The organism is Paraburkholderia sp. MPAMCS5 (assembly GCF_036016995.1).
Lineage (GTDB): Bacteria > Pseudomonadota > Gammaproteobacteria > Burkholderiales > Burkholderiaceae > Paraburkholderia.
Map to the genome: position 1 here is coordinate 24,701 of NZ_JAYXBK010000006.1, position 19,031 is coordinate 43,731.

The following is a 19,031-nucleotide window of genomic DNA, read 5'->3' on the forward strand; positions in this document are numbered from 1 at the left end:
CCTCCGCTCTGCGTTACTGAGACAACGGCAGCTTGGACTGCGCAACGTGGGAGAGGAGGTTTTCCACGGATACGTGCATCACATCGGTGAAGGGCTTCGGATACAGGCCCATGAACAGTGTCAGTGCGGCGAGCACTGCCAGGATGAAAAACTCGCGGCGGTTGATGTCGATCAGGCTCTTCACGTGGTCGTTGGCGACCGCGCCGAAGTACACGCGCTTGTACATCCACAAGGTGTAAGCCGCGCCGAGAATCAGCGTCACGGCGGCGCCGCCCGCGATCCAGAAGTTGTACTGGACCGAAGCCAGAATCACCATGAATTCGCCGACGAAACCAGAGGTGCCCGGCAAGCCGCAATTCGCCATCGAGAACAGCATCACGAAGGCCGCGAATTTCGGCATGACGTTGACAACGCCGCCGTAATCCGCGATCTGACGCGAGTGCATACGGTCATACAACACACCGATGCACAGGAACATGGCGCCCGACACGAAACCGTGCGAGATCATCTGAACGATCGCGCCTTCCACGCCGAGCTGATTGAAGATGAAGAAGCCGAGCGTCACAAAGCCCATGTGCGCGATCGACGAATACGCGACCAGCTTCTTCATGTCGGCCTGCACCATGGCGACGAGGCCGATGTAGATCACCGCGATCAGCGACAGCGTGATCACGACCGGTGCGAGGAAGTGGCTTGCGTCCGGCGCGATGGGCATCGAGAAGCGCAGGAAACCGTAGGCGCCGAGCTTCAGCATGATCGCGGCCAGCACGACCGAGCCGCCAGTGGGCGCTTCCACGTGAGCGTCAGGCAACCACGTGTGAACCGGCCACATCGGCACCTTCACGGCGAACGCCAGGAAGAACGCTATGAACAGCAAGATCTGCGGCGTCATGGCGATCTGCGCGTGCTGCCACGTGGCGAGGTCGAACGTGCCGGTCTGGATGTACAGATAAAGCAGCGCGACCAGCATCAGAAGCGAGCCCATCAGCGTGTACAGGAAGAACTTGAAGGCCGCGTACACGCGGTTCGCCCCACCCCACACGCCGATGATGATGTACATCGGAATCAGCGTCGCTTCGAAGAACACGTAGAACAGCATGCCGTCGGCCGCGCTGAATACGCCGACCATGATGCCCGACAGAATCAGGAACGAGGCGAGATACTGGCCGACGTTCTTCGTGATCACTTCCCACGCGGCGATCACCACGATCACCGTGATCAACGCAGTCAGCACCACGAACCACATGGAAATGCCGTCGACGCCCAGGTGATACGTAATGTTGAATCGTTCGATCCAGCTCGCCTGTTCGACGAACTGCAGATCGGCGGAACTCGAATCGAAACCGGTGATCAGCGGGATCGTCACGATGAAGCTGAGAATCGAGCCGATCAGCGCGACCCAGCGCGCGGGGCCCGGGTTCCGGTCGGAACCGATGGCCAGAACCAGCAGGCCGAAAAGAATCGGTAACCAGATGGCAATACTGAGAATCGGATAAGCGTGCATTAGTGTCCCTCGCCTTATTTGCCGCCGAGCGTTACAAACAGGGTCAGGAGCCCCAACATGCCGATAATCATGGCGAACGCGTAGTGGTAGATGTAGCCGGATTGGAGGAAGCGGATCACGCCGGCGAACCAGCCGATAAAGCGTGCGCTGCCATTGACGATACCGTCGATCACGACGACGTCGCCTTCCTTCCAGAGACCACGGCCAATTGCCACGGCGCCCCGCGCAAACACGACCTCGTTGATCTTGTCCATGTAGTACTTGTTGTCGAGCAGCGTGTAGATCGGACCGAACGCGCGCTTGACGGTGGCCGGCAATTCAGGACGAACCAGATACAGGAACCACGCGACGACGACACCCGCCAGTGCGAGCCACACCGGCAGACCCGTCACGGAGTGCAGGCCCATCGACGCCCAGCCCTGGAACTCTTCAGCCATTTCGTGCAGTGCCGGATGGTTTTCGCCGATGAAGATCACCTTGTCGAACGCCACGCCGTGCTGGAAGAAGTCGCCGAACAGCATCGGGCCGACGGCGATCGCGCCGATCACCACCGACGGAATGGCCAGCAGCACCAGCGGCACCCACACCACCCAAGGCGTTTCGTGAGGTTCGTGAGCATGACCGTGGTCGTCGTGACCGTGACCGTGCGAGTCGTGACCGTGGCTGTGTGCCGCGGCTTCCGCGCCCATCGGCGAGTCAGGATGCTTCGGATGGCGGAAGCGCTCTTCGCCGTGGAACACCATGAAGTACATACGGAACGAATACAGCGCGGTGACAAACACGCTCGCCACGACCGCGAAGTACGCGAAGCCCGAACCCGGCAGATGCGACAGCTTCACTGCGTCGATGATCGAGTCTTTCGAATAGAAGCCCGAGAAGAACGGCGTGCCGATCAGCGCGAGCGAACCGATCAGCGACGTGATCCACGTGATCGGCATGTACTTGCGCAGGCCGCCCATGTTGCGCATGTCCTGATCGTGGTGCATGCCGATGATCACCGAACCCGCGCCGAGGAACAGCAGCGCCTTGAAGAACGCGTGTGTCATGAGGTGAAACACGGCGACCGAGTAAGCCGATGCGCCGAGCGCGACCGTCATGTAACCGAGCTGCGACAGCGTGGAATAAGCCACCACACGCTTGATGTCGTTCTGGACGATGCCGAGGAAACCCATGAACAGCGCGGTTATCGCGCCAATGACCATGACGAACGACAGCGCGGTGTCCGACAGTTCGAAAAGCGGCGACATGCGCGTGACCATGAAGATACCGGCCGTCACCATGGTTGCCGCGTGGATCAGTGCGGAAATCGGCGTCGGGCCTTCCATCGAATCCGGCAGCCACACGTGCAGCGGGAATTGCGCCGACTTACCCATTGCGCCGATGAAGAGGCAAATACAGGCCACCGTCAGCAGGCCCCAGTCCGTACCCGGAAAACTCAAGGCCGCGAGTTCTGTGCGCCGGGCAAACACGTCGCCGTAATTCATCGAACCGGCGAACGCGAACAGCAGGCCGATACCCAGCAAAAAGCCGAAGTCGCCGACGCGGTTCACGAGGAACGCCTTCATGTTCGCGTAGATCGCCGACTCGCGCGTGAAGTAGAAACCGATCAGCAGATACGACACCAGACCCACTGCTTCCCAGCCGAAGAACAGTTGCAGGAAGTTGTTGCTCATCACGAGCATCAGCATCGAGAACGTGAACAGCGAGATGTACGAGAAGAAGCGCTGATAACCGTCGTCGTCGGCCATGTAGCCGATCGTGTAGATGTGCACCATCAGCGAGACGAAGGTGACGACGCACATCATCATGGCCGTCAGCGAATCGACGAGGAAGCCGATTTCGAACTTGGTCTTGCCGATCATCATCCATTCGTAGACGGTCGCGTTGAAGCTCGCGCCGTTCAGCACCTGGAAGAACACCATGGCCGAAAGGACGAACGAGACGGCAACGCCGAGGATCGTGACCGAGTGCGCGCCCGCGCGCCCTACCGCCTTCCCGAACAGCCCCGCAATCAGGGAACCGGCCAGCGGTGCCAGCGGAATCGCCAGCAGCAGGTTTTCATTGAGTATCGTGGACATAACCGCTTTTCCTGAGATTAACCTTTGAGCTGATCGAGATCCTCGACATTGATCGTGTCGAGGCTACGGAACAGGGTCACCAGAATTGCGAGGCCGATCGCCGCTTCCGCTGCCGCAACGGTCAGCACGAAGAACACGAAAATCTGGCCATGCACGTCGCCGAGGTAATGCGAGAAGGCGACGAAATTGGTGTTCACCGCGAGCAGCATCAGTTCGATCGCCATCAGGATGATGATGACGTTACGGCGGTTCAGGAAAATGCCGACGACGCTGATCGCAAACAGAATCGCGCCGAGCACAAGGTAATGAGCAAGGGTCAACATGGTTTCTATCTCCTGTCCGCTCAGCTGTTCTTGGCAGATGCCGATTCGGCCGCTGCCGCTGCTGCTGCGGCTTCTTCCGCGGCGACGGTTGCCGCGCTTTTCTCCGACGGCATCTTCACGACGCGCACGCGGTCCTGGGCACGCACCTTCACCTGCTGGCTGACGTTCTGGCGCTTGCTGTCCTTCTTGTGGCTCGTGGTCAACGCGATAGCCGCGATAATCGCCACCAGCAGCACGAGGCCGGCAATTTCAAAGGCGAAGATGTAGTCGGTGTAGATCACCTTGCCGATCAGGCGGGTGTTCGACCAGTCGCCCATGCCGTTCGCGGCTGCGGTCGTGTCGCGCACCACCGTGCTGGTCGCGCCATAGCCGTGCCACAAAATCAGCGCGGTTTCGAGCACGATGATCGCGCCGACTACCGTCGCCATCGGTACGAAGCGTTTGAAGTCTTTACGCAGCACGTCGATGTTGATGTCCAGCATCATCACCACGAACAGGAACAGCACCATCACGGCGCCCACGTAGACCAGCACCAGCAGGATGGCGAGAAACTCGGCCTGCAGCAGCATCCAGATCGCCGCTGCGTTGAAAAACGCCAGCACGAGAAACAGTGCGGACGACACCGGGTTGCGCGAGGTGATCACCTTCAGCCCTGAAACAACCAGGAGCAGCGCGAAGATGTAGAACAGTACGGTCGTGAATTCCATGATTACCGGTTCATCGTTAGGCCATCGTCAGGCATTTTCTTTGGCACGTGCGTCTGGCAACAGCGTAAAACCGCCAGAACCGCCGCACAGGTGCGCCGTGCCGCGGTGTCAGGCCGCGGCGCTCGGCCCGACAACAGGCCGTGTTACTGCTGCAATTACTGATGCAATTTGCTGATGCGCGATCGCCGCATCGGCTGCTTCGACTGCAACGCTTTAACGATAAGGAGCGTCAGCAGCCTTGTTCGCGGCGATCTCCGCTTCGTAGCGATCGCCCACTGCCAGCAGCATGTCCTTCGTGAAGTACAGGTCGCCGCGCTTTTCGCCGTGATATTCGAGAATATGCGTCTCGACGATCGAATCGACCGGGCAGCTCTCTTCGCAGAAGCCGCAGAAAATGCACTTGGTCAGGTCGATGTCGTAACGCGTCGTACGGCGCGTGTTGTCTTCGCGCGTTTCCGACTCGATCGTGATAGCGAGCGCGGGACACACCGCCTCACACAGCTTGCACGCGATGCATCGTTCCTCGCCGTTCTCATAACGGCGCAGCGCATGCAGCCCGCGGAAACGCGGCGAAATCGGAGTCTTCTCTTCCGGGAACTGCACGGTCACCTTGCGCTGGAACGCATAACGTCCGGTCAGCGCGAGGCCCTTGACGAGCTCCGTCAGGAAGAAGGTCTTAAAAAAGTTTTGGATTGCGGTCATGAGTTCATCCGCCCTTTATTTCCAGATATTCCACGGCGACATGATCCAGAAGCCGACCACCACCAGCCACACCACGCAAACCGGAATGAAAATCTTCCAGCCGAGACGCATGATCTGGTCGTAGCGATAGCGCGGGAACGTGGCACGCGCCCAGATGAACACCGACAGCAGCGCAAAAACTTTCAGTACGAGCCAGAAGACGCCCGGAATGAACGACAGGAAGCCGAATGGCGCGCTCCAGCCGCCGAGGAACAGCGTCGATGCCAATGCCGAGATCACGATCATGTTGATGTACTCGGCAAGGAAGAACAGCGCGAACGCCATACCCGAGTAATCGATCATGTGGCCCGCGACGATTTCCGATTCGCCTTCCACCACGTCGAACGGGTGACGGTTCGTTTCGGCGATGCCCGAGATGAAGTACACGACGAACATGGGCAACAGCGGCAGCCAGTTCCACGACAGGAAGGTCAGGCCGTGAGCCGCGAAGAAGCCGCGCTCCTGCGAACCGACGATGTCCGACAGATTCAGCGTGCCGGCCGTCATCAGCACGACGACGAGCGCGAAGCCCATCGAAATTTCGTATGAGACCATCTGGGCCGCGGCGCGCATGGCGCCGAGGAACGCGTATTTCGAGTTCGACGCCCAGCCGGCCAGAATCACGCCGTACACGCCGATCGACGAAATCGCGATCGCATACAGCAGACCCGCGTTAATGTCGCCGAGCACCGCGCCAGCCTGAAACGGAATCACCGCCCAGACTGCGAAGGCCGGCACCACCACCATGATCGGCGCAATCAGGTAGATCCAGCGGCTAGCCTGAGCCGGCTGAATCACTTCTTTCAGCAACAGCTTCAGCACGTCGGCGATCGGCTGCAGCAGACCTGCGGGGCCGACGCGGTTCGGACCGAGACGCACGTGCATCCAGCCGATCAGCTTACGCTCCCACAGGATCAGGTAAGCCACGCACAGCAGGATCACGACGGACACCACCAGGATGCGCACCAGCGCCCACACCGTGGGCCATGCCACACCGAGAAGCTGGGTGCCGCCCGAGTTGATCGTATCGAACAAGCTCATTTACGCCTTCTCCACCACCAGTTCACCGAACAGGCTGCCCAGCGCTGCACCGGCAGGCGTAGCCGCCGATACGCGGACGACCGTCTCCGCAAGATTCGCGTCGCGCACGGCCGGCAACTGCACCGATTGCTCGCCCTGGCGCACGCGAACCGCGTCGCCTTCCTTCAAACCCAGTTTGTCGAACAGCGCGGCCGGCAGGCCGACCTTGTTCGCGGCACGCGCCGCTGCCGTCAGATGCAGCGATGCCGCGCGACGGACCAGCGCGTCGGCGTGATAGATAGGCACGTCGGCGATACGCTCGAACTTGCCTTCGCCGGCCTTCGCCGCCTTACCGCGCGCAACCGCCACGCCCGTCCTGTTCGACAGGCGAGTTTGCAGTTCACCGTCGCCGAGCGCGGCGTTGCGCACTTCGTCGGACGTGTCGTATTCGAAGCCCGGCGCGCCCAGCAGGCTACCCAGCACGCGCAACACCTTCCATGCCGGACGCGTGTCGCCGAGCGGACGCACGACGCCGTTGAACGTCTGGACCGTGCCTTCCGCGTTGACGAACGTGCCAGCCGTTTCGGTGAACGGCGCGATCGGCAGCAGAACGTCGGCGTATTCGGCGCCGGTCTGGAACGGCGACATCACGACGACCATTTCAGCCTGCTTCAGCGCCGCCAGAGCCTGCGCCGGGTTGGCCGTATCGAACTCCGGCTCGAGGTTCAGCAGCACGTAGCCCTTGCGCGGTTGCTCGAAGGCTTCGCGGGCGTTCAGGCCGCCCTCTCCCGGCAATGCGTTCACGAGATGCGCGCCGACCGTGTTGGCCGCTTCGGGCAGGAAACCGAGTGTTGCGCCGGTGGCGTCCGCGATCCATTGGGCCGCGGCGTGAATGACAGCGAAATCCGGATGACGCATAGCGCCATTGCCCAACAGGATCAGACGGCGTTCGCCGGTGGCGAGCGACTTTGCGACCTGTTTGCTCGCGTCGGTCGCTTCAGCGCCCGCGAAAGCTTCGGGCAACGCCGCGCCGCTTGCTTGCGAGACCGCGGACGCAATGCCAGCCAGTGCTTCGAGCCATGCCGACGGCGCGGCGGCGATGCGCCGCGCTTGCGGGATCAGCGCGTCGTCGCTCGTGGCTTGCACCAGCGTGAGCTGGGCGCCGCCCTTTGCAGCCTGGCGCAGACGCGCGGCCAACAGCGGATGATCGCGGCGCAGGTCCGAGCCGATGACCAGCGCCGAGTCGATGTTCGACAAGTCTGCGATCGAGGTGCCGAGCCACTGCGCGCCGTTGACCGGCGCCGAGAAATCCGACTGACGCAGACGGAAGTCGACGTTCGGCGTGCCGACCGCTTGTGCCAGTTGCTTCAACAGGAATAGTTCTTCAACCGTGCTGTGGGCGCTGCCGAGCGCGGCGAGCGCATTCGCGCCATGGTCGCCCTTGATGCCCTTCAGGCCCTTGACCACATACTCGAGTGCGGTTTGCCAGTCGGTTTCGATCCACTTGCCGTCTTGCTTCAGCATAGGCTGCGACAGACGCTCCGGGCTATTCAGGCCTTCGTACGAGAAGCGGTCCTTGTCCGAAATCCAGCACTCGTTGATGGCTTCGTTTTCGAACGGCAGAACACGCATCACGCGGTTGTTCTTCACTTGCACGACCAGGTTTGCGCCGACGGAATCGTGCGGGCTCACCGACTTGCGGCGCGACAATTCCCACGTACGCGCGCTGTAGCGGAACGGCTTGCTGGTCAGCGCGCCGACCGGGCACAGGTCGATCATGTTGCCCGACAGTTCGGAGTCCACCGTCTTGCCGACGAACGACGTAATTTCCGAATGCTCGCCGCGACCCAGCATGCCGAGTTCCATCACGCCGGCCACTTCCTGGCCGAAGCGCACGCACCGCGTGCAGTGAATGCAACGCGACATTTCTTCCATCGAGATAAGCGGGCCGACGTTCTTATGGAACACCACGCGCTTCTCTTCGCTATACCGCGACGACGACTTGCCGTAACCCACCGCCAGATCCTGCAACTGGCACTCGCCGCCCTGATCGCAAATCGGGCAATCCAGCGGGTGGTTGATCAGCAGGAACTCCATCACGGATTGCTGGCCCTTCACCGCCTTTTCCGACTTGGTCCGCACGATCATGCCGGCCGAAACCGGCGTCGCGCATGCGGGGACGGCCTTCGGCATCTTTTCGACATCGACCAGACACATCCGGCAGTTGGCCGCAATCGACAGCTTCTTGTGATAGCAGAAGTGAGGAATGTACGTGTCGACCTTATGCGCAGCCTGGATCACCATGCTGCCTTCGGGCACCTCTACCTTCTTGCCGTCTATTTCAAGTTCAACCATGATGGTCAATCTTCCTTAACCTGTTACCGCTCAATCGTTCGCCCCGTTCATTGCCCGTTTCAGACAATGAATCCCGTGGTTGACGTCTTCTGGTGCGCACCCGTTCGGTGTACTTGTCCTAGCGCTTGTCCCGGCACCCCGTTTGAGCGCTGTACCGCCGCTCGCCGGGTCACGCCGAATCACCTGTCAGGCAGCCACTGTTTCCGTCGCCGCCGCAGCGCCAGCATGACCGCCGACAAGGCAATGCTTATGAGCGACGTGATACTCGAATTCGTTCCAGTAATGCTTGAGCATGCCGCGAACCGGCATGGCGGCTGCATCGCCAAGCGCGCAGATCGTGCGGCCCATGATGTTTTCCGCGACCGAATTCAGCAGATCCAGATCTTCCGGACGGCCAAGGCCATGCTCGATACGATGCACGACGCGGTACAGCCAGCCCGTGCCTTCGCGGCAAGGCGTGCATTGCCCGCACGATTCTTCGTAATAAAAGTACGACAGCCGAAGCAGCGAGCGCACCATGCAACGCGTCTCATCCATCACGATGACCGCGCCCGAGCCGAGCATCGATCCGGCCTTCGCGATCGAATCGTAGTCCAGGTCGGTTTGCATCATCATGTCACCCGGAACGACCGGGGCCGACGACCCACCCGGAATGACGGCCTTGATCTTCCTGCCGCCGCGCATGCCGCCGGCGAGTTCCATCAACTTTGCGAACGGCGTGCCGAGCGGAACCTCGTAGTTGCCCGGACGCTCGACGTCGCCCGAAACCGAGAAAATCTTCGTGCCGCCATTGTTCGGCTTGCCGATTTCGAGGTAATTCTGCGGACCGATGGCGAGCAGGAACGGCACTGCCGCGAACGTCTCGGTGTTGTTGATCGTGGTCGGCTTGCCATACACGCCGAAGCTTGCCGGGAATGGCGGCTTGAAGCGCGGCTGGCCTTTCTTGCCTTCCAGCGACTCAAGCAGCGCGGTTTCCTCGCCGCAAATGTAGGCGCCGTAACCGTGGTGCGCATGCAGTTCGAACGAGAAGCCCGAACCCATGATGTTCTCGCCGAGGAACCCGGCGCGGCGAGCTTCTTCCAACGCTTCTTCAAAGCGTCGGTAGACTTCGAAAATTTCGCCGTGAATGTAGTTGTAGCCAACCGTGATGCCCATCGCGTAAGCGCCGATGGCCATGCCTTCAATCAGCGAATGCGGATTGAAGCGCAGAATGTCGCGGTCTTTGAACGTGCCCGGCTCGCCTTCGTCCGAATTGCAGACGAGGTACTTCTGGCCCGGGAACTGGCGCGGCATGAAGCTCCACTTCAGGCCGGTCGGGAAGCCGGCGCCGCCACGGCCGCGCAGACCCGACGCCTTGACGTCGGCGATCACCTGCTCGGGCGGAATTTTTTCTTCCAGAATGCGGCGCAGCTGGGCGTAACCGCCGCGCGCCACGTAGTCTTCGAGATGCCAGTTGTCGCCGTTCAGGCCGGCGAGAATCAGCGGTTTGATGTGACGATCGTGTAAAGACGTCATTTCGAAAGTTCCTCGAGCAGCTGGTCGATCTTCTCGCGGCTCATGAAGCTGCACATGCGATGGTTGTTCACCAGCATCACCGGCGCGTCGCCGCACGAACCCATGCACTCACCTTCTTTCAAGGTGAACTTGCCGTCGGCCGTGGTTTCGCCGAAGTCGATGCCGAGCTTCTGCTTCAGGTATTCAGCGGCGCTCTCGGAGCCGCCGTCCGGGCCGAGCTGGCACGGCAGGTTCGTACAGAGCGTGATCTTGTGTTTGCCGACCGGCGAGGTCTCGTACATCGTGTAGAAGGTTGCCACCTCCTGCACGGCGACTGCCGGCATGCCGAGATAGTCTGCGACGAACTGCATGAGTTCGGGCGACAGCCAGCCATGCTCTTCCTGAGCAGTGGCCAACGCCGACATCACGGCGGACTGTTTCTGATCGGCGGGATACTTCGCGATCGCGCGATCGATTTCTTTCAGGCCTTCAGCTGAGATCATTTTCAGACACGACTCTTTCAATTCCTACCGAACGAAAACCTGTCGCTCACTTTGTGCTGCGACAGACCCGGCGTCCCTTTGCTTGACGCGCGCTCCGGTCCAGCCAGAAGACGCGCGCCGATGATTACGTCCTAGCGATCCACTTCGCCGAACACGATGTCCTGCGTGCCGATGATCGTCACGGCGTCGGCGATCATGTGACCGCGCGCCATTTCGTCCAGCGCGGACAGATGCGCATAACCCGGCGCGCGGATCTTGAGACGATATGGCTTGTTCGCACCGTCCGAGATCAGATAGATGCCAAACTCGCCCTTCGGATGCTCGACGGCGGCGTACGATTCGCCTTCCGGCACATGGAAGCCTTCTGTGAACAGCTTGAAGTGGTGAATCAGTTCTTCCATGTTCGACTTCATGCCGACGCGCGACGGCGGCGCAACCTTGTGATTGTCGATCATCACAGGGCCGGGATTCTTGCGCAGCCACTCAATGCACTGTTTCACGATGCGCGTGGACTGGCGCATTTCTTCGACGCGAACCAGATAGCGGTCGTAGCAATCGCCGTTGACGCCCACGGGAATGTCGAAATCGAGCTTCTCGTACACTTCGTACGGCTGCTTCTTGCGCAGATCCCATTCGACGCCCGACCCGCGCAGCATCGGCCCGGTCATGCCGAGTTGCAGAGCGCGCTCCGGGCTGACCACGCCAATGCCGACCAGACGCTGTTTCCAGATCCGGTTGTCGGTAAGCAGCGTTTCGTATTCGTCGACACACTTCGGGAAGCGCGTAAAGAAATCGTCGATGAAATCAAGCAGCGAACCCTGACGGTTCTCGTTCATTCTCGACAATGCCTTCGCATTGCGAATCTTCGACGCCTTGTATTGCGGCATGGCGTCCGGCAGATCGCGATAGACGCCGCCCGGACGATAGTAAGCGGCGTGCATCCGCGCGCCGGACACCGCCTCGTACACGTCCATCAGGTCTTCGCGCTCGCGGAACGCGTACAGGAACACCGCCATTGCGCCGACGTCGAGCGCGTGCGCGCCGATCCACATCAGGTGGTTCAGCACGCGCGTGATTTCGTCGAACATCACGCGGATGTACTGCGCGCGAACCGGCACTTCGATGCCGAGCAGCTTCTCGATTGCGAGCACATACCCGTGCTCGTTGACCATCATCGACACATAGTCGAGACGGTCCATATACGGCACGGATTGGATGAACGTTTTCGTTTCGGCGAGCTTTTCAGTCGCGCGATGCAGCAGGCCGATGTGCGGATCGGCGCGCTGAATGACTTCGCCGTCGAGCTCCAGCACAAGACGCAGCACGCCGTGCGCTGCCGGATGCTGAGGGCCGAAGTTGAGCGTGTAATTCTTGATCTCTGCCATGGCGTTCTCTTAGTGTTTCAGACCGCCATAGCGATCCTCGCGGATCACGCGCGGCGTGATTTCCCGCGGCTCGATCGTCACAGGCTGATAGACGACGCGCTTCTCTTCCGGGTCGTAACGCATTTCGACGTAGCCGGAGACAGGGAAATCCTTACGGAACGGGTGACCAATGAAACCGTAATCGGTCAGAATGCGGCGCAGGTCCGGATGGCCTTCGAAGACGATGCCGTACAGGTCGAACGCCTCGCGCTCGTACCAGTTGGCCGAATTCCAGATTTCGACGACTGACGGCAAGATCGGTACTTCGTCGTCCGGAGCGAACACACGAAGACGCAGACGCCAGTTGTTCTGCACCGACAACAAATGCAGGACGGCCGCAAAACGCGGACCGTCGTAAGCGCCGTCGGCATACGTTTGATAGTCGACGCCGCAAAGGTCGACCATTTGCTCGAAACCGAGCGAGCGGTCGTCGCGCAGACGCGTTGCCACGTTGAGGTAGTCGCCAGCCTTCACGACGATCGTCAACTCACCGATTGCCTCGGTAGTACTCAGCAGGAGGCCGCCAAAGGCCGCCTCGAGGTTCGCTTTCAGGGTCTCGAGTTTGCTTGCCATATTGTGGGGAGGCGTTGCCTTATTGACGGGCGATTGTGTTGGTGCGACGAATCTTGGCCTGCAACTGAATCACGCCGTAGACCAGCGCTTCCGCTGTCGGCGGGCAACCCGGCACATAGACGTCGACCGGCACGATGCGGTCGCAGCCACGCACTACTGAGTACGAGTAGTGGTAATAGCCGCCGCCGTTCGCGCACGAACCCATCGAAATCACCCAACGCGGCTCTGCCATCTGGTCGTAGACCTTGCGCAGCGCCGGCGCCATCTTGTTACACAGCGTGCCGGCGACGATCATGACGTCCGACTGGCGCGGACTTGGACGAAACACCACGCCAAAACGGTCGAGGTCGTAACGAGCGGCGCCCGCATGCATCATCTCGACCGCACAGCACGCAAGGCCGAACGTCATCGGCCACAGGGAGCCGGTGCGCGTCCAGTTAATCAGCTTGTCAGCCGTGGTGGTGACAAACCCTTCCTTCAAGACCCCTTCGATACTCATTTGCTTTCCACTCCAGACGGGGCGGCAAGCCTTGGCCACCCACGCAAACCGGCGATTAAATCATCATTCCCAGTCGAGGCCACCCTTCTTCCAGATATAGGCGAAGCCCAGCAGGAATTCGAGCAGGAAAATCATCATTGCCATGAAGCCAGGCCAGCCGATATCGCGAAGGGCGACGCCCCACGGGAACAGGAATGCGGTTTCAAGATCGAAAATGATGAAGAGAATGGCGACGAGGTAATAGCGCACGTCAAATTTCATGCGCGCATCTTCGAATGCTTCGAAGCCGCACTCGTACGGTGCGTTTTTCTCGGTATCGGGCTTGTTGGGACCGAGGATCTTGCCGATACTGACCAGTGCTACGCCTAAACCGGTGCCCACAACGAGGAACAACAAGACGGGGAAATAGGCTGCGAGGTTCAAGACTATCCTCAATCGGTTGGTTCTGAGTGCCGTCAGGAGCATAGCACCCCTGACGCGAAATCACTTCTGAGACGCACATGCCGCAGACCCAACGCAAACCGCACGCCAGAAGTGAAAAATGCCAACCGAAGCTGAAGCAAGCGGCTGGCATTTAGATAACATTTGGTGCCGACGGCGAGACTCGAACTCGCACAGCTTTCGCCACTACCCCCTCAAGATAGCGTGTCTACCAATTTCACCACGTCGGCACTATATGCAATCCGGGAAAACAACTTATAAATCCCGCGAATCGCTTCAAGACTTAGATTGTAACTGCTTTAAACAGATTGTTCAACGCACAAACGCACTTTCTACGAAAATTTATTTCGGCACGTCTGTGACCGGAACGGACGCGGCCGAGGCAGCCAATGCGGCCGAACCGCCAGCCGGCGCCGACGCAGCGGAAGCTGCCACAGGTGCCGTCACCGCCGCGCCGAGCACGCCAGCAGAAGGCTTCGCACGATACGCACCCAGGTAGGTGAGCGCCAGAGTTGTTACAAAAAACACCGCCGCGAGCACTGCCGTTGTGCGCGACAAAAAGTTCGCCGAGCCAGTGGCGCCGAACAGGCTGCCCGATGCGCCACTGCCAAAAGCCGCGCCCATATCCGCGCCTTTGCCGTGCTGCAGCAAAACGAGGCCAATGACCCCGAGCGCCGACAACAACTGAACGACGATAATCAATGTTTTCAAATACAGCATTACACTCACCTGAGTCTTTATTTAACCGGTTCTCGCAGATTGCGAGAACCGGGATGGGTCATCCCCGACAAGGCGCCCTGCTTAACCGACAACCGCTGTTGCAGCCGCCGCCTTGCAGATCGCCAGAAAATCCTGGTCCTTCAACGACGCGCCGCCGATCAGGCCGCCGTCGATGTCCGGCTGACGGAATAATTCCTCCGCGTTGTCCGGCTTGACACTGCCGCCATACAGGAGCGGCACATCCGCGACGCTTGCGCCCTTAGCCACGAGACGCGAACGCAAGAACGCATGCACCGCCTGCGCCTGCTCCGAGCTTGCGCTCTTGCCGGTGCCGATCGCCCAGACCGGTTCATAGGCGACAACGATGCGAGCCGCTTCATCCGCCGACAATTTCGCCAGCACTTCGTCCAGTTGCGTGCCGACCACCTGCTCGGTCGAACCGGCTTCGCGCTCCTCGAGCGTTTCGCCCACGCACACGATAGGCGTCAAACCCGCTTCCAACACACGCTGCGTCTTAACCGCGACCAGCTCGGCGCTCTCGCGATGATAGGCGCGACGCTCCGAGTGTCCGACGATTGCGAACGTAGCGCCAAAATCCGCCACCATGGGCGCAGCCACCTCGCCGGTATAGGCGCCATGCGTAAAGGCGGAAACATCCTGCGCGCCCCATAGGACCCGGCTGCTGTCCAGCAAAGACTGCGCTTGGGCGAGATAAAGGCTCGGCACGCACACGCCTACGCGCACGTCGGCAGGCAGATCGCCCGCGCCCTTGGCCACAGCCTGCAACAGCGCCGCGTTTTCGGCGAGGCGCCCGTGCATTTTCCAGTTACCAACTACCAGTTTGGCTCGTTGTTTCGACATCGTCTCGTCCGTCTCGTCTTGCCTTGGCGGCGGGCTATGTTTGCGTTTCGGGTCCGCGTCACGGATTCGTGCGGCGGGCGCAAAACGCGCAATTTTACTGCGTGGGGGACATCGGGTCAAACGAGCGCGTCTGCTCCCGACTCCCGCCGAAGCACGGCTATCAAGCGTCCTGACCCCAAGTCAGCACGATCTTGCCGACGTGCGTGCTCGTTTCCATCAGCGTGTGCGCGTCGGCAGCCTGCGCGGCAGGGAACACGCGATGCACCACGGGCTTGATCCGCCCGTCCTGCAAATGCGGCCACACCTGTTCCTTGAGCTGCGCGGCGATTTTCGCCTTGAATTCGATCGGCCGCGGACGCAGTGTCGAGCCTGTCACGGTCAGCCGGCGGCGCAGCACTTCGTTCAGATTCAGCTCCGCCTTCGCGCCGCCGAGCAACGCGATCAGCACGATGCGCCCGCCGTCTGCCAGCGCCGTCAGCTCACGCGAGACGTAACTGCCCGCCACCATGTCGAGGACCACATCGACGCCGCGGTCGTTGGTCAGCGATTTGATGACCTCGACAAAGTCTTCCGTTTTGTAATTGATCGCCCGTTCTGCGCCGAGGGCCTCGCAAGCGCGGCACTTTTCGTCCGAGCCTGCCGTGGCGAATACGCGAAAACCGAGCGCGTGCGCAATCTGGATCGCCGTGACGCCGATGCCGCTCGACCCACCCTGCACCAGCAAGGTTTCGTTCGGGCCGCCTTCGCCCTTGCCGAGTTGCGCGCGGTCGAAAACATTGCTCCACACGGTGAAGAACGTTTCCGGCAATGACGCCGCCTCGACGTCCGTCAGGCGCGCCGGCACCGGCAGGCATTGCAGCAGCGGCGCGGCCGCGTATTCCGCATAGCCGCCGCCCGCCAGCAACGCGCACACGCGATCGCCGATTTTCAGACCGAACGGATTGTTCTTCCCGTCGATCTCGCCGCCGACGATCTCGCCCGCCACTTCCAGCCCCGGCAGATCCGACGCGCCCGGCGGTGGCGCATAACCGCCCTTGCGCTGAAATACGTCGGGGCGGTTGATGCCGGAAGCCGCCACCTTGATCAGCACCTCGCCCGCTTTCGGCTGCGGCGTGGGCCGCTCCGCGAGCTTGAGAACTTCAGGGGCTCCGAATTCGGTGATTTCGATCGCTTTCATCTGCGTCAACTCCAAGATTGGATTGCGTTGCACACCCGCGTTCGTCCGCGTTCACCTGCATTGTCGCCGCATCCGGTCAATGAGCGCGCGGCTCATTTGTCTGCAACGCGATCCACCCTGCATCCATCATGAAAAACGGCCGGAGCGCATTCGCGCTGCCGGCCGTTGTGCTTCTACCGCTTTACTGCGGCGTCGGCTCACCTTGCGGCGCGCCCGACGCGGCGTCGTTCAGCAACGCCTTGGCGGACAAACGCACGCGACCCTTCTCGTCCGTCTGGATGACCTTGACCTTCACTTGCTGGCCGTCCTTCAGGTAGTCGTTGATGTCCTTGATGCGCTCATTGGCGATCTCAGAGATGTGCAGCAGACCGTCCTTGCCCGGCAGGATGTTCACGATCGCGCCGAAATCGAGCAACTTGAGCACGGTGCCTTCGTACACCTGGCCCACTTCGACTTCCAGCGTGATGTTCTCGATACGCTTCTTCGCCTCGGCCATCCCTTCGCTGCTCGTGCTTGCGATGGTGACGACGCCGTCGTCGGAAATATCGATGGTCGTGCCGGTTTCTTCCGTCAGCGCGCGGATCACCGAACCGCCCTTGCCGATCACGTCGCGGATCTTTTCCGGATTGATCTTGATGGTGATCATGCGCGGTGCGAACTCCGACAATTGCGTGTTCGCGCCCGACACGGCCGAGGTCATCTTGCCGAGGATGTGCATACGGCCTTCCTTCGCTTGCGCGAGGGCGACCTGCATGATTTCCTTCGTGATGCCCTGGATCTTGATGTCCATCTGAAGCGCGGTCACGCCTTGTTCCGTGCCCGCAACCTTGAAGTCCATGTCGCCGAGGTGATCTTCGTCGCCGAGGATGTCGGTCAGCACGGCGAACTTGTTGCCTTCGAGAATCAGGCCCATGGCGATGCCGGCGACGTGCGCCTTCATCGGCACGCCGGCGTCCATCAGCGCGAGGCAGCCGCCGCACACCGAAGCCATCGACGAGGAGCCGTTCGATTCCGTGATTTCCGACACGACGCGAATCGAGTAGCCGAATTCGTCGGCGCTCGGCAGGCAAGCGGCCAGCGCGCGCTTGGCCAGACGGCCGTGACCGATTTCACGGCGCTTCGGCGAACCGACGCGACCCGTTTCGCCGGTCGCGAACGGCGGCATGTTGTAGTGAAGCATGAAGCGTTCGCGGTATTCGCCTTCGAGCGCGTCGATGTTCTGTTCGTCGCCCTTCGTGCCCAGCGTGGCCACCACCAGCGCCTGCGTTTCGCCGCGCGTGAAGAGTGCCGAACCGTGAGTACGCGGCAGCACGCCGGTACGGATTTCGATCGGGCGCACGGTGCGCGTGTCGCGGCCGTCGATACGCGGCTCGCCGTTCAAAATCTGCGTACGGACGATCTTCGCTTCGATGTCGAACAGCACGTTGCCGACGGTCGCCTTGTCGGCCGCCACCGCGCCGCTTGCCGCGGCTTCTTCTTCCAGCTTCGCCGAAACCGCTGCGTAGACTTCCTTCAGCTTGGTCGAACGCGCCTGCTTGTCGCGGATCTGGTAAGCGGCGAGCAGTTCGGCTTGCGCCAGTTCCGTCACGCGCGCGATCAGCGGCTCATTCTTCGCGGCCGGCTTCCAGTCCCATTCCGGCTTGCCGCCTTCGCGGACCAGATCATGGATCGCGTCGATCGCGATTTGCATCTGCTCGTGGCCGAACACCACGCCGCCGAGCATCACTTCTTCGCTCAGTTGCTGCGCTTCCGACTCCACCATCAGCACCGCGCGTTCCGTACCGGCGACGATCAGGTCGAGCGCCGATTCCTTCATTTGCGGACGCGTCGGGTTCAACACGTATTCGTTGTTGATGTAGGCCACGCGCGCTGCGCCGACTGGGCCGTTAAACGGCAGACCGGACACGGCGAGCGCCGCCGACGCGCCGATCAGCGCGGGAATGTCGGCGGGGATTTCCGGATTCAGCGACAGGACGTGGATCACGACCTGGACTTCGTTGTAGAAGCCTTCCGGGAACAGCGGACGCAGCGGGCGGTCGATCAGACGCGAGATCAGCGTTTCGCCTTCCGACGGACGGCCTTCGCGGCGGAAGAAACCGCCGGGAATCTTGCCGGCGGCGTAGGTCTTTTCGAGGTAGTCGACGGTCAGCGGGAAGAAATCCTGACCCGGCTTGGCCGTCTTGGCGCCGACCACGGTCGCGAGAACAACGGTATCTTCGACGTCGACGATCACCGCGCCGCTCGCCTGACGGGCGATTTCGCCGGTCTCGAGGCGAACGTTGTGTTGTCCCCACTTAAACTCTTTGACGATCTTATTGAACATAGTCATTGCTTTTCCTCATCGTAATGCCGCGCGGACCAGAAGCGGCGCGGCAACGCCGGGACCGGCGCCGCATGGGAAGAGTAGTGTTATGCCATTCCAGCGAACCACGCTTTACATCGCCCGGATCGACCCGGCGCGCGAACCGCTGGAATGACACAAAGCTCCGCCCTGAAGCCCGGCCATGTTTCTGTTTTTGCTGCTTTTTTCTACTGCCTTTACTGCTTCCTGCTCCGCCGCATGAACCGGCACGCCGCTGCGGAGTCCAGCTGATGTGCCTCACATGAAGCA

Annotated in this window: 17 protein-coding genes and 1 tRNA gene; all 18 read right to left on the reverse strand. The window is 61.0% G+C overall.

The features are described from left to right. Positions 1 to 13: 13 nt before the first annotated feature. The 18 genes from VOM14_RS15260 to pnp all read right to left on the reverse strand — a co-directional run bounded on the left by VOM14_RS15260 (position 14) and on the right by pnp (position 18,749). The gene (locus VOM14_RS15260) at positions 14 to 1,504 is read right to left on the reverse strand and encodes an NADH-quinone oxidoreductase subunit M (RefSeq protein ID WP_327629558.1); all 1,491 of its coding nucleotides are present in this window, start codon (positions 1,502 to 1,504) and stop codon (positions 14 to 16) included. 14 nt (positions 1,505 to 1,518) lie between these two features. Continuing rightward, complete coding sequence (gene nuoL / locus VOM14_RS15265) at positions 1,519 to 3,582, reverse strand: NADH-quinone oxidoreductase subunit L (RefSeq protein WP_327629559.1); 2,064 nt, start codon at positions 3,580 to 3,582, stop codon at positions 1,519 to 1,521. Positions 3,583 to 3,599: 17 nt separating this feature from the next. Beyond that, complete coding sequence (gene nuoK / locus VOM14_RS15270; RefSeq protein ID WP_013339863.1) at positions 3,600 to 3,905, reverse strand: NADH-quinone oxidoreductase subunit NuoK; 306 nt, start codon at positions 3,903 to 3,905, stop codon at positions 3,600 to 3,602. A 20-nt stretch (positions 3,906 to 3,925) separates the two neighbouring features. Then, positions 3,926 to 4,612 (reverse strand): NADH-quinone oxidoreductase subunit J, encoded by a 687-nt coding sequence (locus VOM14_RS15275; protein ID WP_327629560.1) that lies wholly within the window; start codon positions 4,610 to 4,612, stop codon positions 3,926 to 3,928. Positions 4,613 to 4,825: 213 nt separating this feature from the next. Next, the gene (nuoI, locus tag VOM14_RS15280) at positions 4,826 to 5,314 is read right to left on the reverse strand and encodes an NADH-quinone oxidoreductase subunit NuoI (RefSeq protein WP_327629561.1); all 489 of its coding nucleotides are present in this window, start codon (positions 5,312 to 5,314) and stop codon (positions 4,826 to 4,828) included. Positions 5,315 to 5,329: 15 nt separating this feature from the next. Further along, positions 5,330 to 6,394, reverse strand: a complete 1,065-nt coding sequence (gene nuoH, locus VOM14_RS15285) for an NADH-quinone oxidoreductase subunit NuoH (protein ID WP_327629562.1) — start codon at positions 6,392 to 6,394, stop codon at positions 5,330 to 5,332. After that, the gene (gene nuoG, locus VOM14_RS15290; RefSeq protein WP_327629563.1) at positions 6,395 to 8,728 is read right to left on the reverse strand and encodes an NADH-quinone oxidoreductase subunit NuoG; all 2,334 of its coding nucleotides are present in this window, start codon (positions 8,726 to 8,728) and stop codon (positions 6,395 to 6,397) included. 186 nt (positions 8,729 to 8,914) lie between these two features. Continuing rightward, positions 8,915 to 10,243, reverse strand: a complete 1,329-nt coding sequence (gene nuoF, locus VOM14_RS15295) for an NADH-quinone oxidoreductase subunit NuoF (RefSeq protein WP_327629564.1) — start codon at positions 10,241 to 10,243, stop codon at positions 8,915 to 8,917. Continuing rightward, a complete protein-coding gene (gene nuoE / locus VOM14_RS15300) occupies positions 10,240 to 10,725 on the reverse strand; it encodes an NADH-quinone oxidoreductase subunit NuoE (RefSeq protein WP_327629565.1) in 486 nt (161 codons plus the stop codon). Before nuoE ends, nuoF begins: the two co-directional genes overlap by 4 nt. Before the next feature lie 131 nt (positions 10,726 to 10,856). After that, a complete protein-coding gene (locus tag VOM14_RS15305; RefSeq protein WP_327629566.1) occupies positions 10,857 to 12,110 on the reverse strand; it encodes an NADH-quinone oxidoreductase subunit D in 1,254 nt (417 codons plus the stop codon). A 9-nt stretch (positions 12,111 to 12,119) separates the two neighbouring features. After that, positions 12,120 to 12,722, reverse strand: coding sequence for an NADH-quinone oxidoreductase subunit C (locus VOM14_RS15310; RefSeq protein ID WP_327629567.1), 603 nt, complete (start codon positions 12,720 to 12,722; stop codon positions 12,120 to 12,122). Between the two features lie 19 nt (positions 12,723 to 12,741). Continuing rightward, complete coding sequence (locus VOM14_RS15315; RefSeq protein WP_006052903.1) at positions 12,742 to 13,221, reverse strand: NuoB/complex I 20 kDa subunit family protein; 480 nt, start codon at positions 13,219 to 13,221, stop codon at positions 12,742 to 12,744. 63 nt (positions 13,222 to 13,284) lie between these two features. Next, the gene (locus tag VOM14_RS15320; protein WP_013339872.1) at positions 13,285 to 13,644 is read right to left on the reverse strand and encodes an NADH-quinone oxidoreductase subunit A; all 360 of its coding nucleotides are present in this window, start codon (positions 13,642 to 13,644) and stop codon (positions 13,285 to 13,287) included. A 163-nt stretch (positions 13,645 to 13,807) separates the two neighbouring features. Continuing rightward, a tRNA-Leu gene (locus VOM14_RS15325) sits at positions 13,808 to 13,892 on the reverse strand. Between the two features lie 112 nt (positions 13,893 to 14,004). Further along, positions 14,005 to 14,382, reverse strand: a complete 378-nt coding sequence (secG, locus tag VOM14_RS15330; RefSeq protein ID WP_327629568.1) for a preprotein translocase subunit SecG — start codon at positions 14,380 to 14,382, stop codon at positions 14,005 to 14,007. A gap of 81 nt (positions 14,383 to 14,463) precedes the next feature. Continuing rightward, positions 14,464 to 15,243, reverse strand: a complete 780-nt coding sequence (gene tpiA / locus VOM14_RS15335; RefSeq protein WP_327629569.1) for a triose-phosphate isomerase — start codon at positions 15,241 to 15,243, stop codon at positions 14,464 to 14,466. Positions 15,244 to 15,403: 160 nt separating this feature from the next. After that, positions 15,404 to 16,420 (reverse strand): NAD(P)H-quinone oxidoreductase, encoded by a 1,017-nt coding sequence (locus tag VOM14_RS15340; protein WP_327629570.1) that lies wholly within the window; start codon positions 16,418 to 16,420, stop codon positions 15,404 to 15,406. A gap of 181 nt (positions 16,421 to 16,601) precedes the next feature. Continuing rightward, a complete protein-coding gene (pnp, locus tag VOM14_RS15345) occupies positions 16,602 to 18,749 on the reverse strand; it encodes a polyribonucleotide nucleotidyltransferase (RefSeq protein WP_327629571.1) in 2,148 nt (715 codons plus the stop codon). Between the last annotated feature and the right edge of the window lie 282 nt (positions 18,750 to 19,031).